The organism is Amycolatopsis sp. NPDC049691 (assembly GCF_040675005.1).
In the GTDB taxonomy this organism is placed as follows: Bacteria; Actinomycetota; Actinomycetes; order Mycobacteriales; family Pseudonocardiaceae; genus Amycolatopsis.
Genome location: NZ_JBFANX010000004.1, coordinates 246705 through 268410, shown reverse-complemented (window position 1 = coordinate 268410; position 21706 = coordinate 246705). Strand labels below are relative to the sequence as shown.

Sequence of the window (21706 nt, the reverse complement as noted above, 5' to 3'; positions counted from 1 at the left end):
TGGGAACGTGAGCGCCGTGCGGGTGCACCGCGTCGTGGAAGGTCCGGAAGACGGGCCGGTGGTGGTGTTCGGCGGGTCGCTCGGCAGCGACGTCCGGATGTGGGAGCCGCAGGTCGTGCCGCTGCTCGAGCGCGGCTTCCGGGTTGTTCGCTACGACACGCGCGGGCACGGCGCGTCGCCGGTGCCGCCCGGCCCGTACGAGATCGACGATCTGGGCGCCGACGTCCTGGCGCTGCTCGACGACCTCGAGGTCGCGCGGGCGCACCTGGTCGGGCTGTCGCTCGGCGCGATGACCGGCATGTGGCTCGGCACCCACGCGCCCGACCGGGTCGCGAGCCTGGTGCTCTGCTGCACGTCCGCGAAGCTCGGGCCACCGCAGATGTGGGCCGACCGGGCCGCCAAGGTCCGCGCGGAGGGCACCGCCGCCGTCGCCGAGGCCGGCGTCGCCCGCTGGCTGACCCCGGCGTACGCGGAGCGGCACCCGGACCGCGCCGCTTTCCTGCGGTCGATGATCGCCGCGGTCCCGGCCGAGGGCTACGCGGCCTGCTGCGGCGCGATCGAGCGGATGGACCAGCTCGACGCGCTGCCGAAGATCACCGCCCCCACCCTGGTCATCGCGGGCGCCGAAGACCCGGCCACCCCGCCGGAGGGCCACGCCGACCTGATCGCGGCGGGCATCCCCGGCGCGCGTCTGGAAGTCGTCGCGGACGCGGCGCACCTGGGCAGTTACGAGCGGCCCGAGGAGTTCACCCGGCTGATCCTGGACCACTTGGAGCGAGCGTGACCGACCGCCACGAGCAGGGCATGAAGGTGCGGCGCGAGGTGCTCGGCGACGAGCACGTCGACCGCGCGGTCGCGGGCACGACGGACTTCAGCCGCCCGTTCCAGGACTACATCACCGAAGGCGCGTGGGGCTCGGTCTGGGCCCGCGACGGCCTGGACCGCAAGACGCGCAGCTGCGTCACGCTCGCGGCGCTGACGGCGCTGCAGGCGCACAACGAGCTGGCGATGCACGTCCGGGCCGCGGTCCGCAACGGCCTGACGGCGGCGGAGATCAGCGAGGTCCTGCTGCACACGGCCGTCTACGCCGGCGCACCGGCGGCGAACGCGGCGTTCGCCATCGCCCAGCGCACCCTGGCCGAGCTCGGCGAGCCGACCGCCCGCCCGGCCGACGCCGGATAGGCTGCGGTCATGGACGTGGGGAGGCAGATCGAAGCCGAGGTCGACACCGAGCCGGCGCACCGAGGTGCCCACCACGTGCAGTCGCTGGAGCGCGGCCTGGCGGTGATCAAGGCCTTCCACGCGGAAGCGGCGGAGCTGACCCTGAGCGACGTGGCCCGGTCGACGGGCCTGACCCGCGCCGCGGCCCGCCGGTTCCTGCTGACCCTGGCCGACCTGGGCTACGTCCGCACGGACGGCAAGTACTTCTCCCTGACGGCCCGCGTGCTGGAGCTGGGGTACTCGTACCTGTCGAGCATGACGCTGCCGGAGGTGGCGCAGCCACACCTGGAGCACCTGTCGGCGGAGGTGCACGAGTCCAGCTCGGTATCGGTCCTGGAGGGCACGGACATCGTCTACGTGGCCCGGGTGGCGGTGTCCCGCATCATGACGGTGAGCATCAACGTGGGAACCCGCTTCCCGGCCCACGCGACCTCGATGGGGCACGTCCTGCTGGCCGGCCTGAGCAGGGCGGAACTGGAGGCGTACTTCGTGGTGGCGAAGCTCGACCCCCTGACGGACCGCACGGTCACCGCACCCGGCCGCCTGAGGGAGGAGCTGGCCAAGGTGCGGGACCAGGGCTGGGCGATGGTCGACCAGGAGCTGGAGGAGGGCCTCCGTTCGGTGGCGGCCCCGATCCACGACCGCAGAGGCCGAGTAGCGGCAGCGGTGAACCTGTCAACACACGCAAGCCGAACGACGGCGGAGTCGGTGGAGCGAGATCTGGTCCCACCGTTGCTGGAGACGGCCCGGGCGATAGAGGCCGACCTGGCGATCGGAGCCCCAGGCCGAGCCCATGGCTGAGAACCGCCCCCGAGCGGCCGGAGCATCAGGTGCAGCAGCCGAGCCCGTCGCCGGCCTGCTGCTGGCCGCCGGGGCCGGGCGTCGGTTCGGCGGTCCCAAAGCCCTCGCCGAACTCGATGGCCGTCCGCTCGTCCTCCGCGCACTCGCCACCCTCGATGCCGCCGGCTGCCGGCCCGTTCGTGTCGTTGTCGGCGCCGCCGCCGAGCAAGTGCGCGCGCTCCTGCCCGAGCCCGGTCAAGCCGTCTTCGCCGAGGGCTGGGAGAGCGGCATGGGCGCGTCCCTCAAAGCCGGCCTGGCCGCGCTCTCCGCGGCGCCAGGCCCGGTCGCGGCCCTGGTCCACCTCGTCGACCTGCCGTGGGTCGGCGCCGACGTCCTGACCCGCGTCGCCGCCGGCGCGACCGCCGAAACCGTCGCCCGGGCCTCCTACGAGGGCGTCCCCGGCCACCCGGTCCTCCTCGGCCGCCGCTGGTGGGCCGAAATCGCCGAGTCCGCCCAGGGTGACCGCGGCGCCCGGGACTGGCTGTCGACCCGTCCCGACCTGAAGCTCGTCGAGTGCGGCGACCTCGGCAGCGGCCGCGACGTCGACCGCCGGGCGGATCTGCCCGGCCGGTGACCGGCGCGCCGCCTACGATCGACACTGTGACGGACTCGCTCGCCTCGCCTGAAGAACTTGCCGCCGCGCTGGACGCGACCGGTTACCTCGCCGACGACGGGCTCGCCACCGCCGGCTTCCTCGCCCTCCGGATGGGCCGCCCGCTCTTCTGCGAAGGCGAACCCGGCACCGGCAAGACCTCCCTGGCCATCGCGCTGGCCACCGCACTCGGCCGGCCGCTGGTGCGCCTCCAGTGCCACGAGGGCATCGACGCCGCCCAGGCCCTCTACGAATGGGACTTCCCGCGCCAGCTCCTGCACCTGCGCGCCCTCGAGGCCGCCGGCGACGGACGCGTCGACGTCGAGACCGCCGAACGCTCCCTCTACACCGAACGCTTCCTGCTCGCGCGCCCCCTGCTGCAGGCCCTCATCACGGCGCCGTGCGTGCTGCTCGTCGACGAGATCGACCGCGCCGACGACGAGTTCGAGGCCTTCCTCCTCCAGCTGCTCGACGAGCACGCCGTGACGATCCCCGAGTACGGCGAAGTCCGCGCCGAACAGCCGCCGCTGGTGGTGCTGACCTCGAACCGGACCCGCGAAGTGCACGACGCCCTCAAGCGCCGTTGCCTCTACCACTGGCTGGAACACCCGGACCTCGCGCGCGAGGTCACCATCCTGCGTCGGCGGATCCCGGAGATCGGTCCGGTGCTGGCCCGCCAGATCGCGGAAGCGGTGCACCGGCTCCGCGAGATGGACCTGCTCAAGCCGCCGGGGGTGGCGGAGTCACTCGACTGGGCCCGGGCCCTGCTGGCGCTGCACCGCGACGAACTGGACGCGGCATCGGCGGCCCGCACGCTCGGAGCGGTCCTGAAGTACAGCGAAGACCTCGACCGCGTCCGCGCGAAACTGGACGCGCTGTTCGCCTGAAAGTCCACAAAGGACCGCAGGTTAATTGCGTTGACCGCCCCGGCGGGCTCCGGCATCCTTTTCCCAGCACAGCAGGCAACACCACCGAGAGGAGGAGATCGTGAACCGGCAAGTGAACCGCTGCGGCACGATCTCCCGTGCCGTTCGCTGAATCTTCCTGAAGGCTCTTCGCGCCCACCCCTCGCTACCTCGGGTCGGCCGCGGCGAAGAGCGCGGTCTGCGCCCGCCCGGGGAGGGGCGTGCGCGCAGACCGCCCCGTCCCGGTAGCTCAGCAGGACAGAGCGCGGCGCTACGAACGCCGAGGTCCGAGGTTCGACTCCTCGTCGGGACGCCAGAGCAGCCCCCGTTTTCCACGCTACCGGAGGGCACCGACAGGTTCGGGTGGCCGCCGAGGTGCTGTCCACAGGACAGCCCTCACAGGTGCGCCCTCCTCGGCGGGTGAGCGCACAATGGAGTCATGACCACCGCCGCCGATCCCGTGGCCGGGTATGCCGGGTTCGCCGCCGCCCTGCGCGAAGCCGGCGTTGCCTGCGATGCGCACCGCGTGCAGGCCTACCTGACCGCCGTCGCCGAGATCGACGTCTCCGAACCCACCCAGCTCTACTGGGCCGGCCGGCTCACCCTCTGCTCCAGCCCCGATGACCTCCCCTGCTACGAAGAAGCCTTCAGCCAGTGGTTCGCCATCGAAACGACCACCCCCCAACGCGCGAAAACTGCCGCTCCCAAGCAGGCGCGCATCGCGCCGCTGGTCGACGCCGACGGTGGGCAGTCCACCACCGCAGATGCCCCTGACCAGCTCAAAGTCGCCGCCAGCGCGCAAGAGGTCCTGCGGCACCGGGATCTCGCCGCCCTCACCACCGCCGAACGCGAACACCTCCGCGAACTCCTCGCCACCCTCAAGCCCGTCCCGCCGCGACGGCCGGCCGCGCGCAGGACCCCCGCGCACCGGGGGCGGCTCGATCCCTCCCGGACCCTGCGCGCCATGCTCGCCAGCGGCGGCGAACCCGTGAAGCTCGCGCACGTCCGCCGCGGGAAGCGGGCGCGGCGGGTCGTGCTGCTCATCGACGTCTCGGGCTCCATGTCCCCCTACGCCGACGCCCTGCTGCGGTTCGCCCACGTCCTGACCCGGTCCGCGCCCCAGTCCGTCGAGGTCTTCACGCTCGGCACGCGCCTCACGCGGGTCTCGCGCCAGCTGCGGCAACGCGACCCCGAACGCGCCATGCTCGCCGCGGGCTCGGCGGTGCCCGACTTCGCCGGCGGCACCCGGCTCGGCGAGACGCTGCAGGCCTTCCTCGACCGCTGGGGCCGGCGCGGGGTCGCGCGCCGCGCCGTGGTCACCGTCTTCTCCGACGGCTGGGAACGCGGCGACACCGGCCTGCTCGGCGAGCAGCTCGCCGGCCTGCGCCGGCTCGCGCACGCCGTATTCTGGGTGAATCCGCACGCCGGCCGTGCGGGGTACGCTCCGGTCCAGTCGGGCATCGTCGCCGCGTTGCCCCACATCGACCGGCTCCTGGCCGGGCACACCCTGGCCACCTTGGAACGACTGCTCGGGGAGATTTCCGATGCGTGACGTACTCGACGACGTGTTCCGCCGCTGGTCCGACGGCGAGACGGTCGGCCTCGGCACCGTGGTCGCGACCTTCTCCTCGGCGCCGCGCGCGCCCGGTGCCGCGATGGTCGTCGCGGCCGACGGGACCGTCGCCGGCAGCGTGTCCGGCGGCTGCGTCGAAGGCGCGGTCTACGAGCTCGCGCAGGAGGTCGTCGCCGAGCGCAAGCCGGTGCTGCAGCGCTACGGCGTCTCCGACGACGACGCCTTCGCCGTCGGCCTGACCTGCGGCGGGATCATCGACATCTACGTCGAGCACGTCGACCGCGAGTCCATGCCGGAGCTCGGCGACGTCGTCGCGTCGGTGCGCGGCGGCGAGCCCGTCGCGGTCGTCACGATCATCGAGCACGAACAGGAAGGCCTGGTCGGCGAGCACATGATCGTCTGGCCGGACCGGACCGCGGGCTCGCTGGGGTCGTCGCGGATGGACGACGCGGTCGCCGACGACGCGCGCGGACTGCTCGCCAGCGGCCGCACCGGCACCCTGCACTACGGGCCGGACGGGCAGCGCCGCGGCGAGGGCATGGCGGTGTTCGTCAACTCCTTCGAGCCGCCGCCCCGGCTGCTGGTCTTCGGCGCGATCGACTTCGCCGCCGCGATGGCCCGCATGGGCGCCTACCTCGGCTACCAGGTCACGGTCTGCGACGCGCGGCCGGTGTTCGCCACCACCAGCCGCTTCCCGGACGCGCACGACGTCGTCGTCGACTGGCCGCACCGCTACCTCAAGGCGGAGGCCGACGCGGGCCGGATCGACCAGCGCACGGCGATCGCGGTGCTGACCCACGACCCGAAGTTCGACGTGCCGCTGCTGGAGGTCGCGCTGCGCCTGGACGTCGGCTACGTCGGCGCGATGGGCTCCCGCAAGACGCACGACGACCGCTTCGCCCGCCTGCGCGAAGCCGGGATCACCGAAGCGGAGCTGGAACGGCTGTCCTCGCCGATCGGGCTCGACCTCGGTGCCCGGACCCCGGAGGAGACAGCTGTCTCGATCGCCGCGGAAATCATCGCGCTGCGGTGGGGCGGCGGCGGAAAACGCCTCGCCGAGCTGTCCGGACGCATCCACGGCTGATACTCCCGGTGGCCCACAAAAGTTCACCCATCCGGACTTCCGCAGATGCGGCGCCGAACGTGGAGGCGTCGCTTATCTGCGGAAGAGATAGTTGAACGTGTGACATCAGGACTTGTCCGCGCGAAGGTCGCGTAGCACGCTCGGGAGTCTGTGAGCCCGATCACGGTCGGGCGGGCCGTTCCCGAACCGGCTTTTGGAGGCCTGATGCGCATCACCGTCACCGTCGACGGGACGAAGTACACCGACGAAGTCGAGCCCCGCACCCTGCTCGTGCACCACCTGCGCGAAAAACTCGGCAAGGTCGGCACCGTCGTCGGCTGCGACACCAGCAACTGCGGCGCCTGCACCGTCCACCTGGACGGGCACAGCGTGAAGTCCTGCTCCGTCCTGGCCGTGCAGGCCGACGGCTGCGAGGTCACCACCATCGAAGGTCTCGCCCGCGACGGCAAGCTGCACCCGGTGCAGCAGGCCTTCCACGACAACCACGCGCTGCAGTGCGGGTTCTGCACGCCCGGCATGATCATGCAGTCCATCGACCTGCTGGCCGACAACCCCGACCCGGACGAGGAAGCCGTCCGCGAAGGGCTCGAAGGCAACCTCTGCCGCTGCACCGGCTACCAGAACATCGTCCGCGCGGTGCGCGACGCCGCGCAGCACATGAGCCCCGGCGCCGGCCCCGAAGCCGAGCGGATCGCCGAGAACAAGCACGTCGGCGTGGGTGGTGACTGATGACCGCGACGATCGAACCGGAAGTCGGAAGGTCCCGGCGCCGCAAGGAGGACGAGCGGCTGATCACCGGCCGCACCCGCTGGACCGACAACATCGCGCTGCCCGGCCTGCTGCACATGGCCGTCCTGCGCAGCCCGTTCGCGCACGCCAAGATCGTCTCGATCGACACGTCGGCAGCCAAGGGCGCTTCGGGCGTCGTCGCCGTCTACACCGGCAAGGACCTCGACCCGGACGGCGCGATCGGCATGCCGTGCGCGTGGCCGATCACGCCGGACATGAAGGCGCCGCGGCGTCCCGTGCTCGCGTCCGACACGGTGAACTTCGCCGGTGAGGGCGTCGCGGTCGTCGTCGCGCGGTCGTCCGCCGAAGCGCACGACGCGCTCGAGGAGATCGACGTCGAGTACGACGAGCTGCCGGTGATCCTCGACATGGAAGCCGCGATCGCCGACGGCGCCCCGCTGGTCCACGAGGACCTGGGCACCAACACGAGCGCGGTCTGGAAGTTCGACTCGGCCGAGGCCGGCACCGGCGGCAACGTCGAGGACGCGATCAGCTCGTCGGAGGTCGTGCTCAAGCGCCGCTTCCGGCAGCAGCGCCTGGTCCCGGCGTTCATGGAGCCGCGCGCCTGCGTCGTCGACCCCACCGGCACGCAGATCACCATGTGGTCGGCCACGCAGGTCCCGCACATCCTGCGCGTGATGTCGGCGCTGACGCTCGGCATCCCCGAGCACAAGCTGCGCGTGATCGCCCCCGACGTCGGCGGCGGCTTCGGCGGCAAGATCGGCGTGCTGCCCGAAGAGATGATGTCGCTGCTGGTCGCGCAGAAGCTCGGCAAGCCGGTCAAGTGGAACGAGTCGCGGTCGGAGACGATGCTCGCCGCGCACCACGGCCGCGACCAGATCCAGGACATCACCATCTCGGCGACCCGCGACGGCCAGGTCACCGGCCTCAAGGTCGAGCTGCTCGCCAACCTCGGCGCGTACAACGGCCTCGTCGGGCCGGGCGTGCCGATCCTCGGCGCGTTCATGTTCAACGCGATCTACAAGATCCCGGCGTACCACTTCGCGTGCACCAACGTGTACACGACGACGACGCTGACCGACGCCTACCGCGGCGCCGGCCGCCCGGAGGCGACCTTCGCGATCGAGCGGATCATGGACGAGCTCGCGGTCGAGCTCGGCATGGACCCGCTGGAGCTGCGCGAGAAGAACTGGATCAAGCACGAGGAATTCCCGTTCACCACCGTGTGCGGGCTGACCTACGACTCCGGCAACTACGAGGCCGCCACCGAAAAGGCCAAGCAGCTCTTCGACTACGACGGCCTGCGCGCCGAACAGAAGCGCCGCCGTGAATCGGGCGACAAGGTCCAGCTCGGCATCGGCATCTCGACGTTCACCGAGATGTGCGGGCTCGCGCCGTCGCGGGTGCTCGGCTCGCTCGACTACGGCGCCGGCGGCTGGGAGTACGCGTCGATCCGGATGCTGCCCACCGGCAAGGTCGAGGTCACGACCGGCGCGTCCGCGCACGGCCAGGGCCACGAGACGGCGTGGAGCCAGATCGTCGCCGACCAGCTGGGCGTCGCGTTCGAGGACGTCGAGATCCTGCACGGCGACACGCAGTCGTCGCACAAGGGCATGGACACCTACGGCTCGCGGTCGCTGGTGGTCGGCGGCATCGCCGTCATCAAGGCCGCCGAGAAGGTCGTCGCCAAGGCGAAGCCGATCGCGGCGCACCTGCTCGAATGCGCCGAGGACGACCTCGAGTTCGCCGGCGGCAAGTTCACCGTCAAGGGCACCGACACGTCGACGACCATCGGCGACGTCGCGCTCGCGGTCTTCGCGGCGCACAACCTGCCCGACGGGGTCGAGCCCTCGCTCGACTCGGACGCCACCTTCGACCCGGAGAACTTCTCGTTCCCGCACGGCACGCACCTGTGCGCCGCCGAAGTGGACACCGAGACGGGCCGGATCAAGCTGCGCTCCTACGTCTGCGTCGACGACGTCGGCGTCGCGGTGAACCCGCTGATCGTCGAGGGCCAGGTGCACGGCGGGCTCGCGCAGGGCATCGCGCAGGCGTTGTTCGAGGGCACCGAGCACGACGACAGCGGCACGCTCACCACCGGCACGTTCGCCGACTACCTGCTGCCGTCGGCGGCCGACCTGCCGTCGTTCACCACCGACCGCACGGAGACGCCGTCGACGTCCAACCCGCTCGGCGCCAAGGGCGTCGGCGAGGCGGGCACCATCGCCTCCACTCCGGCGGTGGTCAACGCGGTGGTCGACGCGGTGCGGCACTTCGGCGTCAACGACATCGAGATGCCGTTGACGCCCATGCGGGTGTGGCATGCCATCCAGCACGGCACGACCGACGCGGGCGGCCCCGGCCGCGACGAAGCGGGCGGCGGGCTCGGTTCCATCGACGCTTCCGGAGGTGCGCAGTGATCCCGGCTTCCTTCGACTACGTCCGCCCGTCCACAGTGGACGAAGCGGTGCAGGCGCTGGCGTCGGCGGGCGAGGACGCCAAGGTGCTGGCCGGCGGGCAGAGCCTGCTGCCGGTGCTGCGGATGCGGCTGGCCGCGCCGACGACACTGGTCGACCTCGGGCGCGTCGCGGAGCTGCGCGGCGTGCGCGAGGACGGCGACGACCTGGTGATCGGCGCGATGACGACGCACTACGAGGTGCAGCGTGACGCGCTGATCGCCGAGCACGCCGCGTTGCTCAAAGAGGCGACCGACACGGTGGCCGACCCGCAGATCCGCCACCGCGGGACGTTGGGCGGCGCGATCTCGCACGCCGACCCGGCGGGCGACCTGCTGGCACCGGTGCTCGCGCTGGAGGCGTCGCTCGTGGTCGCCGGTCCGTCCGGCCGCCGGACGGTGCCGGCCGCGGAGTTCTTCCAGGACCTGTTCACGACGGCGCTGGCGCCGGACGAGCTCCTGGTCGAGGTCCGCGTGCCCAAGCACACCGGGTGGCGGGCGCACTACGAGAAGTTCAACCGGGTCGCCCAGGCGTGGTCGATGGTCGCGGTCGCGGTCACCGTCCGCACCGAAGCGGGCGTCATCGAGGAGGCCCGCGTCGCGCTGACGAACATGGGCTCGACGCCGGTCCGGGCGTCCGGTGTCGAAGCGGCGCTGGTCGGCGTGCAGGCGTCGGCCGATGCGATCGCGGCGGCGGCCTCGCACGCGGCGGAGGGCACGAACCCGCCGGTCGACAGCAACGCCGACGTCGAGTACCGCCGGCACCTGGCCCAGGTGCTGACGGGTCGCGCGATCGCGGCGGCGGCCGGAGCCTGAGGCGTCACCCTGGCCGTCGCTCCGGCGGCGGCTAGGGTGGGCACCGGACCCCGTCGTCTTCAGGAAGGAGGTCGGCCCGTGCGGCTCGACCACGAATTCACCGTCCCGGCACCGATCGGCGAGGTCTGGCAGGCGGTCGTCGACCCCGAGCGCGTCGCCCCGTGCATGCCGGGGGCCACGTTGACGAAGGTCGAGGGCGACAAGTTCAGCGGCACGGTGAAGGTCAAGCTCGGGCCGATTTCCCTGCTGTACAAGGGCAACGGCGAGTTCCTGGAGAAGGACGACGCCGCCCACAAGGTGACGATCAAGGCCTCGGGCAAGGACTCCCGCGGAGCGGGCACGGCGGCGGCAACGGTGACGTTGACGCTGACGGAAACCGACGGCGGAACCCACGGCGCGGTGGCGACGGACCTGTCGATCACGGGCAAGCCCGCGCAGTTCGGCCGCGGGCTGATCAGCGAGGTGGGCGGCAAGATCCTGGACACGTTCGCGGGCTGCCTGTCGGGCAAGCTGGCCCCGGCGGCTTCGCCGGCGCCGTCACCGGTGGCCGCGGAACCGACGCCCGAGCCGACATCGACGACGGAGCCGGTGGCCAAGCCGGCCCCGGCGGTCAAGCCGGCCCCGACGACGGCGGAGATCAACACGGACCCGAAGCCGGCGGCCGCGTCGTCGGACCGCCCACCGTTGCGAAGCGTCCCGGCGGCACCGGAGACGGAAGCGATCGACTTGCTCGACTACGCGGGCCAGTCTGTGCTGAAGCGGGTGGCGCCGGTACTGCTGGGCATCGCGGCGGTGGTCGGCTTGGTGGCGATCATCCGGGCGCTGCGCAAGTAGGGAGCCGGGTCCTCGCGGGCGCGGAGTCGGATTGGGTGCTTCGCGCCAGGTGTGTGTGGCGCGCGCTCGGGTGCGGCCACGACCCTGAGTGCTGAGCTGGGCGAAGCTTGCGTCGCTCCTTGGTCGCACGCTGGTGTTCGTGCGCGGCGTTGGCGCTCTTCCTCGGCGAGCGTGGGATCGCCGAGGCGGGATTCCCACTTCCGCGATCCCGCCTTCGCGATCCCGCCTTCGCGTTCCCAGGTTCGCGTTCCCGCTCCTGTTTTCCCGGGTCCGCCTTTCCCGGGCAATGATCTGCTCGTGGACCGCTGAGCTGCGTGGATCTACTTTGCGCGGGTCTTCGGGCAGGCGCGTTGCCCGCAAATCGCCCGGACTGGCGACGCGCGTCGTCGGAACGGCTACGCTGGGCTACCTGGTCGGCCGAACTTCGCGCAAGGGGTACGTCACGATGCCGGTCCGTCACGTCTGTGGCTTCGGCTCTTGAGAGCCCAGGCCGCCGTGCGCCGGGAAGCGCTTTCCACCTGGCCGGGCTGGCCCGCGCGGTGGGAGATGTGGGCCGGCGCGAAAGCCCGCTGGATCACCTACGCGCTCGGGTGCGAACTGGTCGCCGTAGTCGCGACCGGGACCGCGCTGGTCACCGGGTTCGGCGGGCCCGTGCGGCCGGTCTGGTTCGCGGTGCTCGTCGCGCTCGGCGTGGCCCAGGCCGAGATGTCGCGCCGGATCGAGCGGCTGCGGCGGTGGATGAGCGGGCAGACCCACATCAACGTCACGTCGGTCTGGTACCTCGCCGGCGTCGTCCTGCTGCCGCCGGCGTGGGTCGCGCTGCTGGCCGTCGTGCTCTACACGCACCTGTGGGTGCGCGTGTGGCGTCAGGTGCGTACGCGGCCCGCGCACCGCTTCGTCGCGAGCACGGCTTGGGCGATGCTCTCGTGCTTCGCTGCTTCGTCCGTTCTGGCGGTGTCCGGGTTGCACGGAACGCCGTTGCAGACGGCGCGCGGGCTCTTCGCACTCTGCCTGGCCGCCGCGGTGTTCGAGCTGGTGAACGTCGGCCTGGTCGCGGCCGGGATCTACCTGTACACGAGCCAGCGCTCGGCGGCCGACCTGATGGGCACCTGGGAGGACAACGCGTTCGAGCTGGCGACGCTCTGCCTCGGCGGCCTCGCCGCGCTGGCGCTGGCCGAGCAGCCGGTGCTGGTGGTGTTCGTCGTGGCGCCGTTGTTGCTGTTGCACCGCTACCTGTTGCTGAAACAGCAATTGCAGGTAGCGGCGGTGACGGACGAGAAGACGGGCCTGCTCAACACGGCGGGCTGGCACGAGTCGGCGGTGCGCGAGCACACTCGCGCGCAGCGGCGCGGCCCGGCGGGCGGCGGGTTCGCGGTGCTGATGATCGACCTGGACCACTTCAAGCGCATCAACGACACGTACGGCCACCTGACCGGCGACGACGTCCTGGCCGCGGTGGCGGTCGCGATTTCGGGGTCGGTGCGCCAGGGCGACACGGTCGGCCGGTTCGGCGGCGAGGAGTTCGTGGTGCTGCTGCCGGGCATCGGCCGTGCGGACGTGCTGGCCATAGCCGAGCGGGTGCGGGCGGCGGTGGGGGAGCTGAACGTGGTGATCTCGACGGGCGGCGGCACGGTCCGGGTGAGCGGCCTGTCGGTGTCGATCGGGGTGGCCCGCCACCCGGACGCGGGCCCGACGCTCGACGACGTGCTCCGGTCGGCCGACGCGGCTTTGTACCGGGCGAAGGAGGCGGGGCGGAACCGCGTTGCCGTGTGAGGCCGACGCGCCGCGCGGCTGCCGATGCTGCGCGGCGGGGTGTGGGGATGTGCGGTGGGTTCAGTGCCACGGGGCGCCATGCGGAGGTGGGTCGGACCGGGGGCGTGATTGTCGCTGATGCGCGGGCCGGGGGGGCGGGTAGGGCGGGCTCCGGTCGGCAAGGCCAGGACGCCCTCCCATCCCCGCCGCCCGCGGGAGCCGCCTTGTCTTCGCTCCCGCCGGTCCCGCGCATCGGGCACCCGTCCGTCGCCGCGGCCTTCGCTGAAGTTCTGCTGAGCAGGGCGGAGGTCAGGCGCGGCGTGCCGGCCGGGTAGCGGCGGTCGGTCAGCCGCCGGGGTGCCCGGGGCAGGCCGACCGAGCGACCGGCGCGGTGGCGAGGGTCGCCCGCGGAGGCCGCGCTGTGCAAGCGGATCAGCAAGGCCCCGGCGAACCCGGCCGGGCCTGGCGGGGTCGCCTGCGGAGGCCGCGCTGTGCAAGCCGGTCCGCAGGGCCCCGGCGGACCTCGGCGTGCCGCAGCGGCGCGTGGCGGCGGTGCTCGCCGAACGTGCGACCGAACTCGGCGTCGAGATCCGCCGGGCCCGGCAGGGTTGCCTGCGGAGGCCGCGCTGCGCAAGCGGATCAGCAGGGCCCCGGCGGACCCCGCCAGGGTCGGCGGGGTTGCCTGCGGAGGCCGCGCCGCATAAGCCGGTCCGCAAGGCCCCGGCGGACCCCGGCAGGGTCGCCCGCGGAGGCCGCGTTGCGCAAGCCGGTCCGCAGGGCCCCGGCGAACCCCCGCCGGGCCCGGCAGCTCGGCGTAGACCTTCCAGCCGCCGGCGAACCTGGCGGAGTCGGTGGTGTTGTCGGGGCTCGGTGGGCTGGCCGGGGTGCTGGTGACCGCGGGGTACGCGCTGAACCAGCGGAACTGGCCGCGGGCGCGCTTCACGGCCGCGTCGCGGTCGGTTCCCCAGGGGTCGCCGGATTGGGCGGCCGGCGAGCTGCCGTGTCGTGTGATCCGGCCTGCTGAGCTGCCCGTGCCGCGCGACCCGGCCTGCCGGGGGTCTCCAGTCGAGACGGCAGGACGCTACCCGCGCACGTGTGATGAACGGCGCGAAATACCCCCGGCCGGCAGCCGTTGAACCCGACATGAGCCGTGCGGATCACGAGACCGACGTCGTGGTGATCGGGGCTGGGCAGGCCGGTCTCTCGGCCGCCTATCACCTGCGGCGGGCCGGGTTTGCCAACGGTGATGGCTTCGTCGTCCTCGACCACGGGAAACGGGCCGGGGGCGCTTGGCAGTACCGGTGGCCCTCCCTCGTGCTCGGCAAGGTGCACGGCATCTACGACCTGCCCGGCATGGCCTTCGGCAGCCCGGACGTGACGCGTCCCGCCTCCGAAGTCGTCTCGGAGTACTTCGCTCGCTTCGAAAGCGTCTATGACCTCCCTGTCTTCCGGCCCGTCGACGTCCAGTCCGTGACGCGGGCGGGGGAGCGGCTGCTCGTCAGCAGCCCCGCGGAGTCCTGGGCCGCGAAAGCCGTCATCAGTGCCACCGGTACCTGGGACCGGCCTTTCTGGCCGCACTACCCCGGCCAGGAGACCTTCGCCGGGCGTCAGGTGCACACGGCCGACTACACCGGCCCCGAAGACTTCCGTGGCCGGCGGGTTGTCGTGGTCGGGGGCGGCGCTTCCGCCGTTCAGCTACTCATGGAGTTCGCCCCGCTCGCCCGCGCGACGGCGTGGGTGACCCGGCGGCCGCCCGTGTGGCGGGACGAGCCGTTCAGCGAAAACTGGGGACGCGAAGCCGTCGCGAAGGTCGACGAACGGGTGCGCGCCGGGTTGCCTCCCGAGAGCGTGGTGAGCGTGACCGATCTGGCCGTGACGCCCGAGGTGCGCGCCGCTCGCGCGGCCGGGATCCTCGAGCGGCGGCCCATGTTCGAGCGCATCACGCCCGACGGGGTCGTCTGGGCGGACGGCTCGCGCTTCGACGCCGACGTCATCCTCTGGGCGACCGGGTTCCGCGCGGCGATCGACCACCTCGCGCCGCTGCACATCAGAGAAGCCGGGGGCGGGATCCGGATGGACGGCACGCGCGTGGTGCGCGAGCCGCGGCTGCACCTGGTGGGCTACGGGCCCTCGGCGAGCACGGTGGGGGCGAACCGGGCTGGACGGGCCGCGGTCGGTGAGATCAAGAAGCTGCTGCGTCATACATCCGAAACTACCGAACACCTGAGCGAAGGTCATCACTGAACCGGGTGAAGCTCGGCGCCGCCCGACCCGGCCGGTTTCCCTTGTGGGAGAACGAAAGGCGATGGGCGCTGCCCCCGGTTCCCACGCTACCCGCGACCACCGACAAAATCCGCGGCCGACGGAAAGGTCAGACCTCGCCGTCCCGCGGCACGGTGCAGTATCCCGCTCAGCGAAACATGCTCTGAGCAGCGGAAATCCCCCAAAACTCACCCTCTTGACCGATTCAACGACAAGACACGTCTTGTCAGTCGGAACCGGTCATCGATACAGTCCGCTTTGTTAGGAAACTTTCCTAACAGTTCAGCTCCCGTTAACCAGCGCCGCAGCCCACCAGCCACCGCCAAGGCCCAGAAGGAGCGCGACGTGCCGTCGACCCGCCTACGAAAACTCGTCCCCGTGCTAGCCGCGGTCACCCTGCTGCCCTCCGCGATCGTCGCCGCCCAGGCCAGCGAGCAAGCCGATGTCCTGCTCTCGCAGGGAAAACCCGTCGCGACCTCCACCGTCGAAAGCTCGTCGTACGCCGGGAGCAAGGCCGTCGACGGCAGCACCACCACGCGCTGGGCCAGCGCCGAAGGCGCCGACCCGCAGTGGCTGCGGATCGACCTCGGCCAGTCCGCCGCGATCCACCGCGTCCTCCTCAACTGGGAAGCCGCCTACGCCAAGAAGTACCGCATCGAAGTCTCCGACGACGGCGCGAACTTCACCACCGCCTCGTCGGTCGACGCCGGTGACGGCAAGATCGACGACCTCACCCTGAACGCCCACGGCCGGTACGTCCGCTTCGTCGGCCTCACCCGCGCCACCAGCTACGGCTACTCCTTCTGGGAGATGCAGGTCTTCGGCAGCACGGACTCCTCCGGCGACACCCAGGCCCCGACCACCCCGGCCGGCCTCACCGCCGGCGCGACCACCGCCACCAGCGCCGCCCTGACCTGGACCGCCGCCACGGACAACGTCGGCGTCGCCGGGTACGACATCCTGCGCAACGGCACCCCCGTCGCCACCAGCACGACGACGTCCTACACCGACACCGGCCTCACGCCCGACACCAACTACACCTACGCCGTCCGCGCCCGCGACGCCGCCGGGAACCTCTCGGGCACGAGCGCGCCCATCACCGTCAAGACGACGGCGGGCAGCGGAACCAGCTTCGTCCTCGCCGCGGCCGGCGACATCGCCGAGCGCTGCACGTCGAGCAGCTCGAGCTGCGCGCACGTCAAGACGGCCAACCTGGTCACGCAGATGAACCCCGCCGCCGTGATCACCATGGGCGACAACCAGTACGACGACGCGCACCTCTCGGACTTCAAGTCCTACTACGACAAGACGTGGGGCAAGTTCAAGAGCATCACCCACCCGATCCCCGGCAACCACGAGTCCTACGACGACACCCCGTTCAAGGGCTACGAAGACTACTTCGGCGCCATCGCCAGGCCGCAGGGAAAGCGGTACTACAGCTGGGAAATGGGCAACTGGCACTTCATCGCCCTCGACTCCAACGACTTCGTCACCCACGACGACTTCGCCGAGCCGCCCCAGCTCACCTGGCTCAAGCAGGACCTGGCGAACAACACGAAGGGCTGCGTCGCCGCCTACTACCACCACCCGCGCTGGAGCTCGGGTGACCACGGCGACAACCCCGACAGCATCGAGCTGTGGAACATCATGACGGCCAACAAGGTCGACCTCGTCCTCAACGGCCACGACCACGACTACGAGCGGTTCGTCCCGCAGAACGCCGACGGCCAGGCCGACGCGAACGGTCCGGTCGAGATCGTCGGCGGCAGCGGCGGCGCGAACCTCTACACCATCCACACCGCGCACCCGACGACCGCGAAGCTGCTGAAGACCTACGGCGTCCTCAAGCTGTCGATGACGGACACCTCGTTCCAGTCGCAGCTCATCGGCGTCGACGGCAAGGTTCTCGACAGCAGCCCGACCTACACCTGCCACTAGGAGCCGGGCATGTACATCGCGGCAAGCCGTACCTCGGACCTGGCGGCCGGCGAGAACCGGAAACCCGCGCTGAAAAGGGTTTCCGCCAACGTGGTCGCGCTCGGCATGGTCAGCCTCGTCACCGACGTCTCCTCGGAGATGGTGACCGCCGTCCTCCCGCTCTACCTGGTGCTCGGCCTCGGCCTGAACCCGCTGCAGTTCGGGCTGCTCGACGGGCTCTACGCCGGCGCCACCGCGCTGGTGCGGGTGCTCGGCGGCCACCTCGCCGACCGGTGGCGGCGCCTGAAGGCCGTCGCCGAGTTCGGGTACGGCTTGTCCGCGGTGTGCAAGCTCGGCCTGGTCGCGGCCGGCTCGTCGGTCGCGGCGATCGGCCTCGTCCTCGCCGCCGACCGCACCGGCAAGGGCGTGCGCACCGCCCCGCGCGACGCCCTGATCTCGCTGTCCAGCGAGCCGGACGCGCTCGGCCGGTCGTTCGGCGTGCACCGCGCGCTCGACACCGTCGGCGCGTTCCTCGGCCCGCTCGTCGCCATGGCCGTGCTCGCGCTGAGCCTCGGTAGCTACAACAGCGTGTTCTTCACCAGCTTCTGCGTCGCGGCGATCGCCGTGCTGCTGCTGGCCCTGTTCGTGCGCGATCACCCCGGAAGCGTCGATCGCGCCGCGGTGTCGCTGCGAACGGCAGCGGGCCTGCTCAAGCGGAGCGACTTCCGGCGCGTGACGCTGTGGGCCGCGTTGCTGGGCCTGGTCACGGTCGGCGACTCCTTCGTCTACCTGGCCCTGCAACGGCGCTGGGAGATCGCGGCGACCTTCTTCCCGCTGCTGCCGCTGGGCACCGCGGGGGTCTACCTGGTGCTCGCCGTGCCGCTCGGCAAGCTCGCCGACCGGATCGGCCGCTGGCCGGTGTTCCTCGGCGGTCACGGAGCGCTGTGCGTGGCCCTGGTCCTGCTCTGCGGCCCGGCCCACGCGGTGATCCCGGTCGTGGCGCTCGGCCTGCACGGCGTCTTCTACGCGGCCACCGACGGCGTCCTCATGGCAGCCGCCGGCCCGCTCATCCCGCGTGACCTCCGGGCCACCGGGATGGCCGTCGTGCAGACCGGGCAGGCCGTGGCCCGCATGCTCTCCTCCGTCCTCTTCGGACTGGCTTGGACGCTCTGGGACCTGCGGCCCGCGGTGCTCGTCGCCGCCGGCTGCCTGGCCGTCGTCGCCCTCGCCGCCGCCCTCGTGAAACCGGTGCGCCCGTGAAGAAAATCGTCCTCGCCCTGGCCGGCACCGCTCTCCTGGTCGCCGCGGCCGCCGCCTACACCGTCAGCGCCCGCCACGACTCCGCGGACGCCACTCCGGCCGCCCAGCTCACCCTGAACCCCGGCCAGTTGCTGTTCCGCGACACCGCCACCGGTCGCGTCGGCGTCCTTGACCAGGGGAAACGCCAGCTCAGCGGGGTGAAGTGCGACCGGTTCGCGGCGGCGAAGCAGACGGCGGTCTGCCTGGCCGTCCAGCCCGGCACACTTCCCGCGGTCACGGACGTCCTCGTCCTCGACGACCACCTCGCCGTCCGCCACACCGAGACCCTGCCGGGGACACCCAGCCGCGCCCGGGTGTCCCCGGACGGCAAGCGCGTCTACTGGACGCTCTTCGTCACCGGTGATTCGTATGCGCAGACGGGGTTTTCGACGCGCGCGGGACTGTACGAAGTGGACACCGGGCGGCTCGTCAAGACGATCGAAGAGCTGCCGGTGTTCGTCGACGACAAGCGCTACTTCGCCGCCGACGTCAACTACTGGGGCATCACCTTCGCCCCCGACGGCAACCGCTTCTACGCCACCCTCGGCAGCAAGGGCAAGACCTACCTCGTCGAAGCCGACTACCGGCGCTTCCGCGGGAAGGCCTTGAGGGAGAACGTCGAATGCCCGTCCCTGTCCCCGGACGCCACCCGGGTCGCCTTCAAGAAGAAGGTCGGCGACGGCGTCTGGCGGCTGTCGGTCCTCGACCTGAAGACCATGCGGGAAACCGAGCTGGCGGAGCGGAAGAGCGTCGACGACCAGGCCTTGTGGCAGGACGACCACACCGTCCTCTACGGGCTGGACAACGCCGTCTGGGCGGTCCCGGCCGACGGCTCCGGCACGCCGCGGAAGCTCGTGGACGGTGCCGCGTCGCCCGCCGTCACGGGGTGACGCCGACCGCCGCGAACAGCGTCCGGACGCAGAGGTCGCGCAGCTCATCCTGGGTGACCTTCGGCTGGTCGAGCCAGTCGAGGATGGTCGTCGCGACGAACGTCAGCCAGCCGCGGACGGCCAGCCGTGTCACCTCGGTGACCGGCGTCAGCCCGCTCACCGCGTCCAGGATGCGCGTGGCGTTGGCGGCCATCCCGGCCTCGCGGATCTCCTGGATCTCGCGGTCGGCGCCGCTCGCGGCGCGGTGCACGATCCGGTAGCCGTCCGGGTGCGTGCGCGCGAACTCGAGGTACACGTCGAGCCCGGCCCGCAGCTGCTCCGCCACGGGCAGCGCCGGGTCGGGCTCGCTCATGGCCAGCAGCTGATCGCGCTGGGCGCGGACGATCGACGCGAAGAAGTCCTTCTTGGTGGGGAAGTAGTGGTACAGCAGGCCGCGCGAGACCTGCGCGATCTCGGCGACCTCCTCGATCCACACCTCGTCGTACGGCCGGTTCGCGAACAGGCCGGCGCCGATCGCCAGCAGCTGCTCGCGACGCTGTTCGGTGCTCAGCCTCGTCCGCATCCCCCGAGCTTACTTGACACGGGTTCAGTAGCGGGGGATCGTGAACCTATTGGATACGGGTTCAATAGAGGGGCTTGCCGTGGACACCACCGGGATTCCGCACCGGCCGGGCCGGCTGCCGGTGATCGGCGACCTGATCGGCGCCAACCCGCGCACGCCGCTGCAGGACACCCTGCGCATCGGGCGGCGCGTGGGCCCGATCTTCACGCGCAAGGTCTTCGGCTTCGAGATCGTCTTCGTGGGCGGGGTCGACCTGGTCACCGAGCTGAACGACGAGACGAAGTTCGGCAAGCACGTCGGCCTGGGCGTCGAGAACCTCCGCGCGCTCGCCGGCGACGGCCTGTTCACCGCGCACACCCACGAGCCGAACTGGCGGCTGGCCCACGACATCCTGCAGCCGGCGTTCTCCGCGGAGGCGATGCGCCGCTACCACCCGGTGATGCTGGCGGTCGCCCGCGAGCTGACCGCGGCCTGGGACGCGGCGGACGGCCCGGTCGACGTCGCCGCCGACATGACCCGGCTGACCCTGGAGACGATCGGCCGCGCCGGCTTCGGCTACCGGTTCGGCTCGTTCGAGCGCGCCGAGCCGCACCCGTTCGTGACGGCGATGATCCGCGCGTTGCGGTACGCGCAGCTGCAGAACGTCAAGCTCCCGTTCGTGCGACGGGCGTTCGCCGGGACGCCCGAGCAGAACCGGGCCGACATCGCGACCATGACGAACCTGGTCGACGAGGTCATCGAAGCCCGCGACGGCTCGGAGAACCTGCTGGAGCTGATGCTCACCGAGGGCCACCCGGTGACGGGGGAACGGCTGGACCCGGTGAACGTCCGCAACCAGGCGATCACGTTCGTCGTCGCGGGCCACGAGACGACGTCCGGCGCGTTGTCGTTCGCGTTGTACTACCTGACGCGCCACCCGGAGCTGCTGGCGAAGGCGCGCGCGGAGGTCGACGCGGTGTGGGGCGACCGCGAGCCGGCGTTCTCGGACGTCGCGAAGCTGCGTTACGTGCGTCGCTGTCTCGACGAGGCGATGCGGCTCTGGCCGACCGCACCCGGTTACTCGCGCGAAGCACGTGAAGACGTTGTGCTCGGCGGGAAGTACCGGATGCGCAAGGGGGATTGGGTGATCGTGCCGCTGCCGTTGGTGCACCGTGATCCGGCGGTGTGGGCGGATCCGGAGCGGTTCGACCCGGACCGTTTCGAGCCCGCCGCGGTGAAGAAGCGGCCGGCGCAGGCGTACAAGCCGTTCGGGACGGGCGAGCGGGCTTGCATCGGGCGGCAGTTCGCGTTGCACGAGGCTGTGCTGGCGTTGGGGATGGTGTTGCAGCGGTACGACTTCGACGTCGATCCGGGGTATGAGTTGAAGATCGTCGAGTCGTTGACGCTCAAGCCGAGCGGGTTCACCCTGCGGCCACGGGTGCGCGCGAGGGCCGGAACCGCGACGGTCGCTTAGGGCGGTTGCTCAACGCTCGCGGTTCACAGCGGCCACGATTCGATGATCCCGATGGCGACCGGCTCGGCGTACTCCCGGCACATGACCCACATCTGCGGCAGCTCGAGCAGGTCCTTGGTCCCGGGCAGGCGGAAGTCGACGGTCTCGTATGGTGCGAGGTCGAACGGCTCGTCCGGGAGCCCCTTCACCTTCTCCCGGGGATAGCCCGCGAAGGTGACCGAGATACCCGTGGCCGGATTGCGGCTGAGGTTCTCGAGCCGGAAGCCCTTTTGGAGCTGACGGCAAGAGAAACTCGGGAGCCGCGAGGCCGCTTTCGCGGCCAGCCAGCCGGTCCGAGCGGCCTCGGCCGCCTTCCTGGTGTCGAGCCGTTCTCGCCGACGGTCCAGTGCCTTTCCGAGTCTGGTGAACCCGAGAGCGGCCGCACCGCCCAGCAGAGCGGTGAAGATCGGCAACGCAATCTGCAGCCATAGGGGCATCCGGCAAGTATCGCGCACTTGCCGT

At 71.5% G+C, this 21706-nt stretch carries 19 protein-coding genes and 1 tRNA gene; 18 read left to right on the top strand and 2 right to left on the bottom strand.

The window, feature by feature from the left end; all coding sequences use genetic code 11:
- The first annotated feature begins 7 nt into the window (after window positions 1-7).
- The 17 genes from pcaD to AB0J40_RS11070 all read left to right on the top strand — a co-directional run bounded on the left by pcaD (window position 8) and on the right by AB0J40_RS11070 (window position 19190).
- Window positions 8-784: a 3-oxoadipate enol-lactonase gene (gene pcaD, locus AB0J40_RS11150; RefSeq protein WP_364450716.1), complete on the top strand. Its 777-nt coding sequence runs from the start codon at window positions 8-10 to the stop codon at window positions 782-784.
- Entirely contained in the window at window positions 781-1182 is a 402-nt protein-coding gene (gene pcaC / locus AB0J40_RS11145; protein WP_364450713.1) for a 4-carboxymuconolactone decarboxylase, read from the top strand. Before pcaD ends, pcaC begins: the two co-directional genes overlap by 4 nt.
- Before the next feature lie 9 nt (window positions 1183-1191).
- Complete coding sequence (locus AB0J40_RS11140) at window positions 1192-2022, top strand: IclR family transcriptional regulator C-terminal domain-containing protein (RefSeq protein ID WP_364450711.1); 831 nt, start codon at window positions 1192-1194, stop codon at window positions 2020-2022.
- Window positions 2015-2635 carry a nucleotidyltransferase family protein gene (locus AB0J40_RS11135; RefSeq protein WP_364450708.1) on the top strand — a complete coding sequence of 207 codons (621 nt, stop codon included), beginning with the start codon at window positions 2015-2017 and terminating at the stop codon, window positions 2633-2635. The genes AB0J40_RS11140 and AB0J40_RS11135 overlap by 8 nt, the downstream gene beginning before the upstream one ends.
- Before the next feature lie 26 nt (window positions 2636-2661).
- Window positions 2662-3540 (top strand): MoxR family ATPase, encoded by an 879-nt coding sequence (locus AB0J40_RS11130; protein ID WP_364450706.1) that lies wholly within the window; start codon window positions 2662-2664, stop codon window positions 3538-3540.
- Window positions 3541-3797: 257 nt separating this feature from the next.
- A tRNA-Arg gene (locus tag AB0J40_RS11125) sits at window positions 3798-3874 on the top strand.
- Window positions 3875-3997: 123 nt separating this feature from the next.
- The gene (locus AB0J40_RS11120) at window positions 3998-5110 is read left to right on the top strand and encodes a VWA domain-containing protein (protein ID WP_364450703.1); all 1113 of its coding nucleotides are present in this window, start codon (window positions 3998-4000) and stop codon (window positions 5108-5110) included.
- Window positions 5103-6215, top strand: a complete 1113-nt coding sequence (locus AB0J40_RS11115; RefSeq protein WP_364450700.1) for an XdhC/CoxI family protein — start codon at window positions 5103-5105, stop codon at window positions 6213-6215. Before AB0J40_RS11120 ends, AB0J40_RS11115 begins: the two co-directional genes overlap by 8 nt.
- Before the next feature lie 204 nt (window positions 6216-6419).
- Window positions 6420-6944: a (2Fe-2S)-binding protein gene (locus tag AB0J40_RS11110; protein ID WP_364450697.1), complete on the top strand. Its 525-nt coding sequence runs from the start codon at window positions 6420-6422 to the stop codon at window positions 6942-6944.
- Entirely contained in the window at window positions 6944-9385 is a 2442-nt protein-coding gene (locus AB0J40_RS11105; protein ID WP_364450694.1) for a molybdopterin cofactor-binding domain-containing protein, read from the top strand. Before AB0J40_RS11110 ends, AB0J40_RS11105 begins: the two co-directional genes overlap by 1 nt.
- On the top strand, window positions 9382-10236 hold the full coding sequence (locus AB0J40_RS11100) for a xanthine dehydrogenase family protein subunit M (protein WP_364450691.1): 855 nt from the start codon (window positions 9382-9384) through the stop codon (window positions 10234-10236). The genes AB0J40_RS11105 and AB0J40_RS11100 overlap by 4 nt, the downstream gene beginning before the upstream one ends.
- A gap of 78 nt (window positions 10237-10314) precedes the next feature.
- Complete coding sequence (locus AB0J40_RS11095) at window positions 10315-11070, top strand: SRPBCC domain-containing protein (protein ID WP_364450688.1); 756 nt, start codon at window positions 10315-10317, stop codon at window positions 11068-11070.
- A 477-nt stretch (window positions 11071-11547) separates the two neighbouring features.
- Window positions 11548-12843 (top strand): GGDEF domain-containing protein, encoded by a 1296-nt coding sequence (locus tag AB0J40_RS11090; RefSeq protein ID WP_364450685.1) that lies wholly within the window; start codon window positions 11548-11550, stop codon window positions 12841-12843.
- Between the two features lie 1122 nt (window positions 12844-13965).
- Window positions 13966-15066 carry an NAD(P)-binding domain-containing protein gene (locus AB0J40_RS11085; RefSeq protein WP_364451361.1) on the top strand — a complete coding sequence of 367 codons (1101 nt, stop codon included), beginning with the start codon at window positions 13966-13968 and terminating at the stop codon, window positions 15064-15066.
- 396 nt (window positions 15067-15462) lie between these two features.
- Window positions 15463-17022 (top strand): discoidin domain-containing protein, encoded by a 1560-nt coding sequence (locus AB0J40_RS11080; RefSeq protein ID WP_364451358.1) that lies wholly within the window; start codon window positions 15463-15465, stop codon window positions 17020-17022.
- Window positions 17023-17031: 9 nt separating this feature from the next.
- The gene (locus AB0J40_RS11075; protein WP_364450682.1) at window positions 17032-18261 is read left to right on the top strand and encodes an MFS transporter; all 1230 of its coding nucleotides are present in this window, start codon (window positions 17032-17034) and stop codon (window positions 18259-18261) included.
- The gene (locus AB0J40_RS11070) at window positions 18258-19190 is read left to right on the top strand and encodes a hypothetical protein (protein ID WP_364450679.1); all 933 of its coding nucleotides are present in this window, start codon (window positions 18258-18260) and stop codon (window positions 19188-19190) included. The genes AB0J40_RS11075 and AB0J40_RS11070 overlap by 4 nt, the downstream gene beginning before the upstream one ends.
- On the opposite strand, the gene AB0J40_RS11065 is transcribed toward AB0J40_RS11070, so the two are convergent.
- Window positions 19180-19752: a TetR/AcrR family transcriptional regulator gene (locus AB0J40_RS11065; RefSeq protein ID WP_364450676.1), complete on the bottom strand. Its 573-nt coding sequence runs from the start codon at window positions 19750-19752 to the stop codon at window positions 19180-19182. The genes AB0J40_RS11070 and AB0J40_RS11065 overlap by 11 nt on opposite strands.
- A 79-nt stretch (window positions 19753-19831) precedes the next feature.
- Here AB0J40_RS11065 and AB0J40_RS11060 point away from each other — a divergent pair, with 79 nt between their 5' ends.
- Window positions 19832-21205, top strand: coding sequence for a cytochrome P450 (locus AB0J40_RS11060; RefSeq protein WP_364450673.1), 1374 nt, complete (start codon window positions 19832-19834; stop codon window positions 21203-21205).
- Between the two features lie 23 nt (window positions 21206-21228).
- Here AB0J40_RS11060 and AB0J40_RS11055 read toward each other — a convergent pair whose 3' ends face one another.
- Window positions 21229-21699, bottom strand: a complete 471-nt coding sequence (locus tag AB0J40_RS11055; protein WP_364450671.1) for a hypothetical protein — start codon at window positions 21697-21699, stop codon at window positions 21229-21231.
- Window positions 21700-21706: the final 7 nt, after the last annotated feature.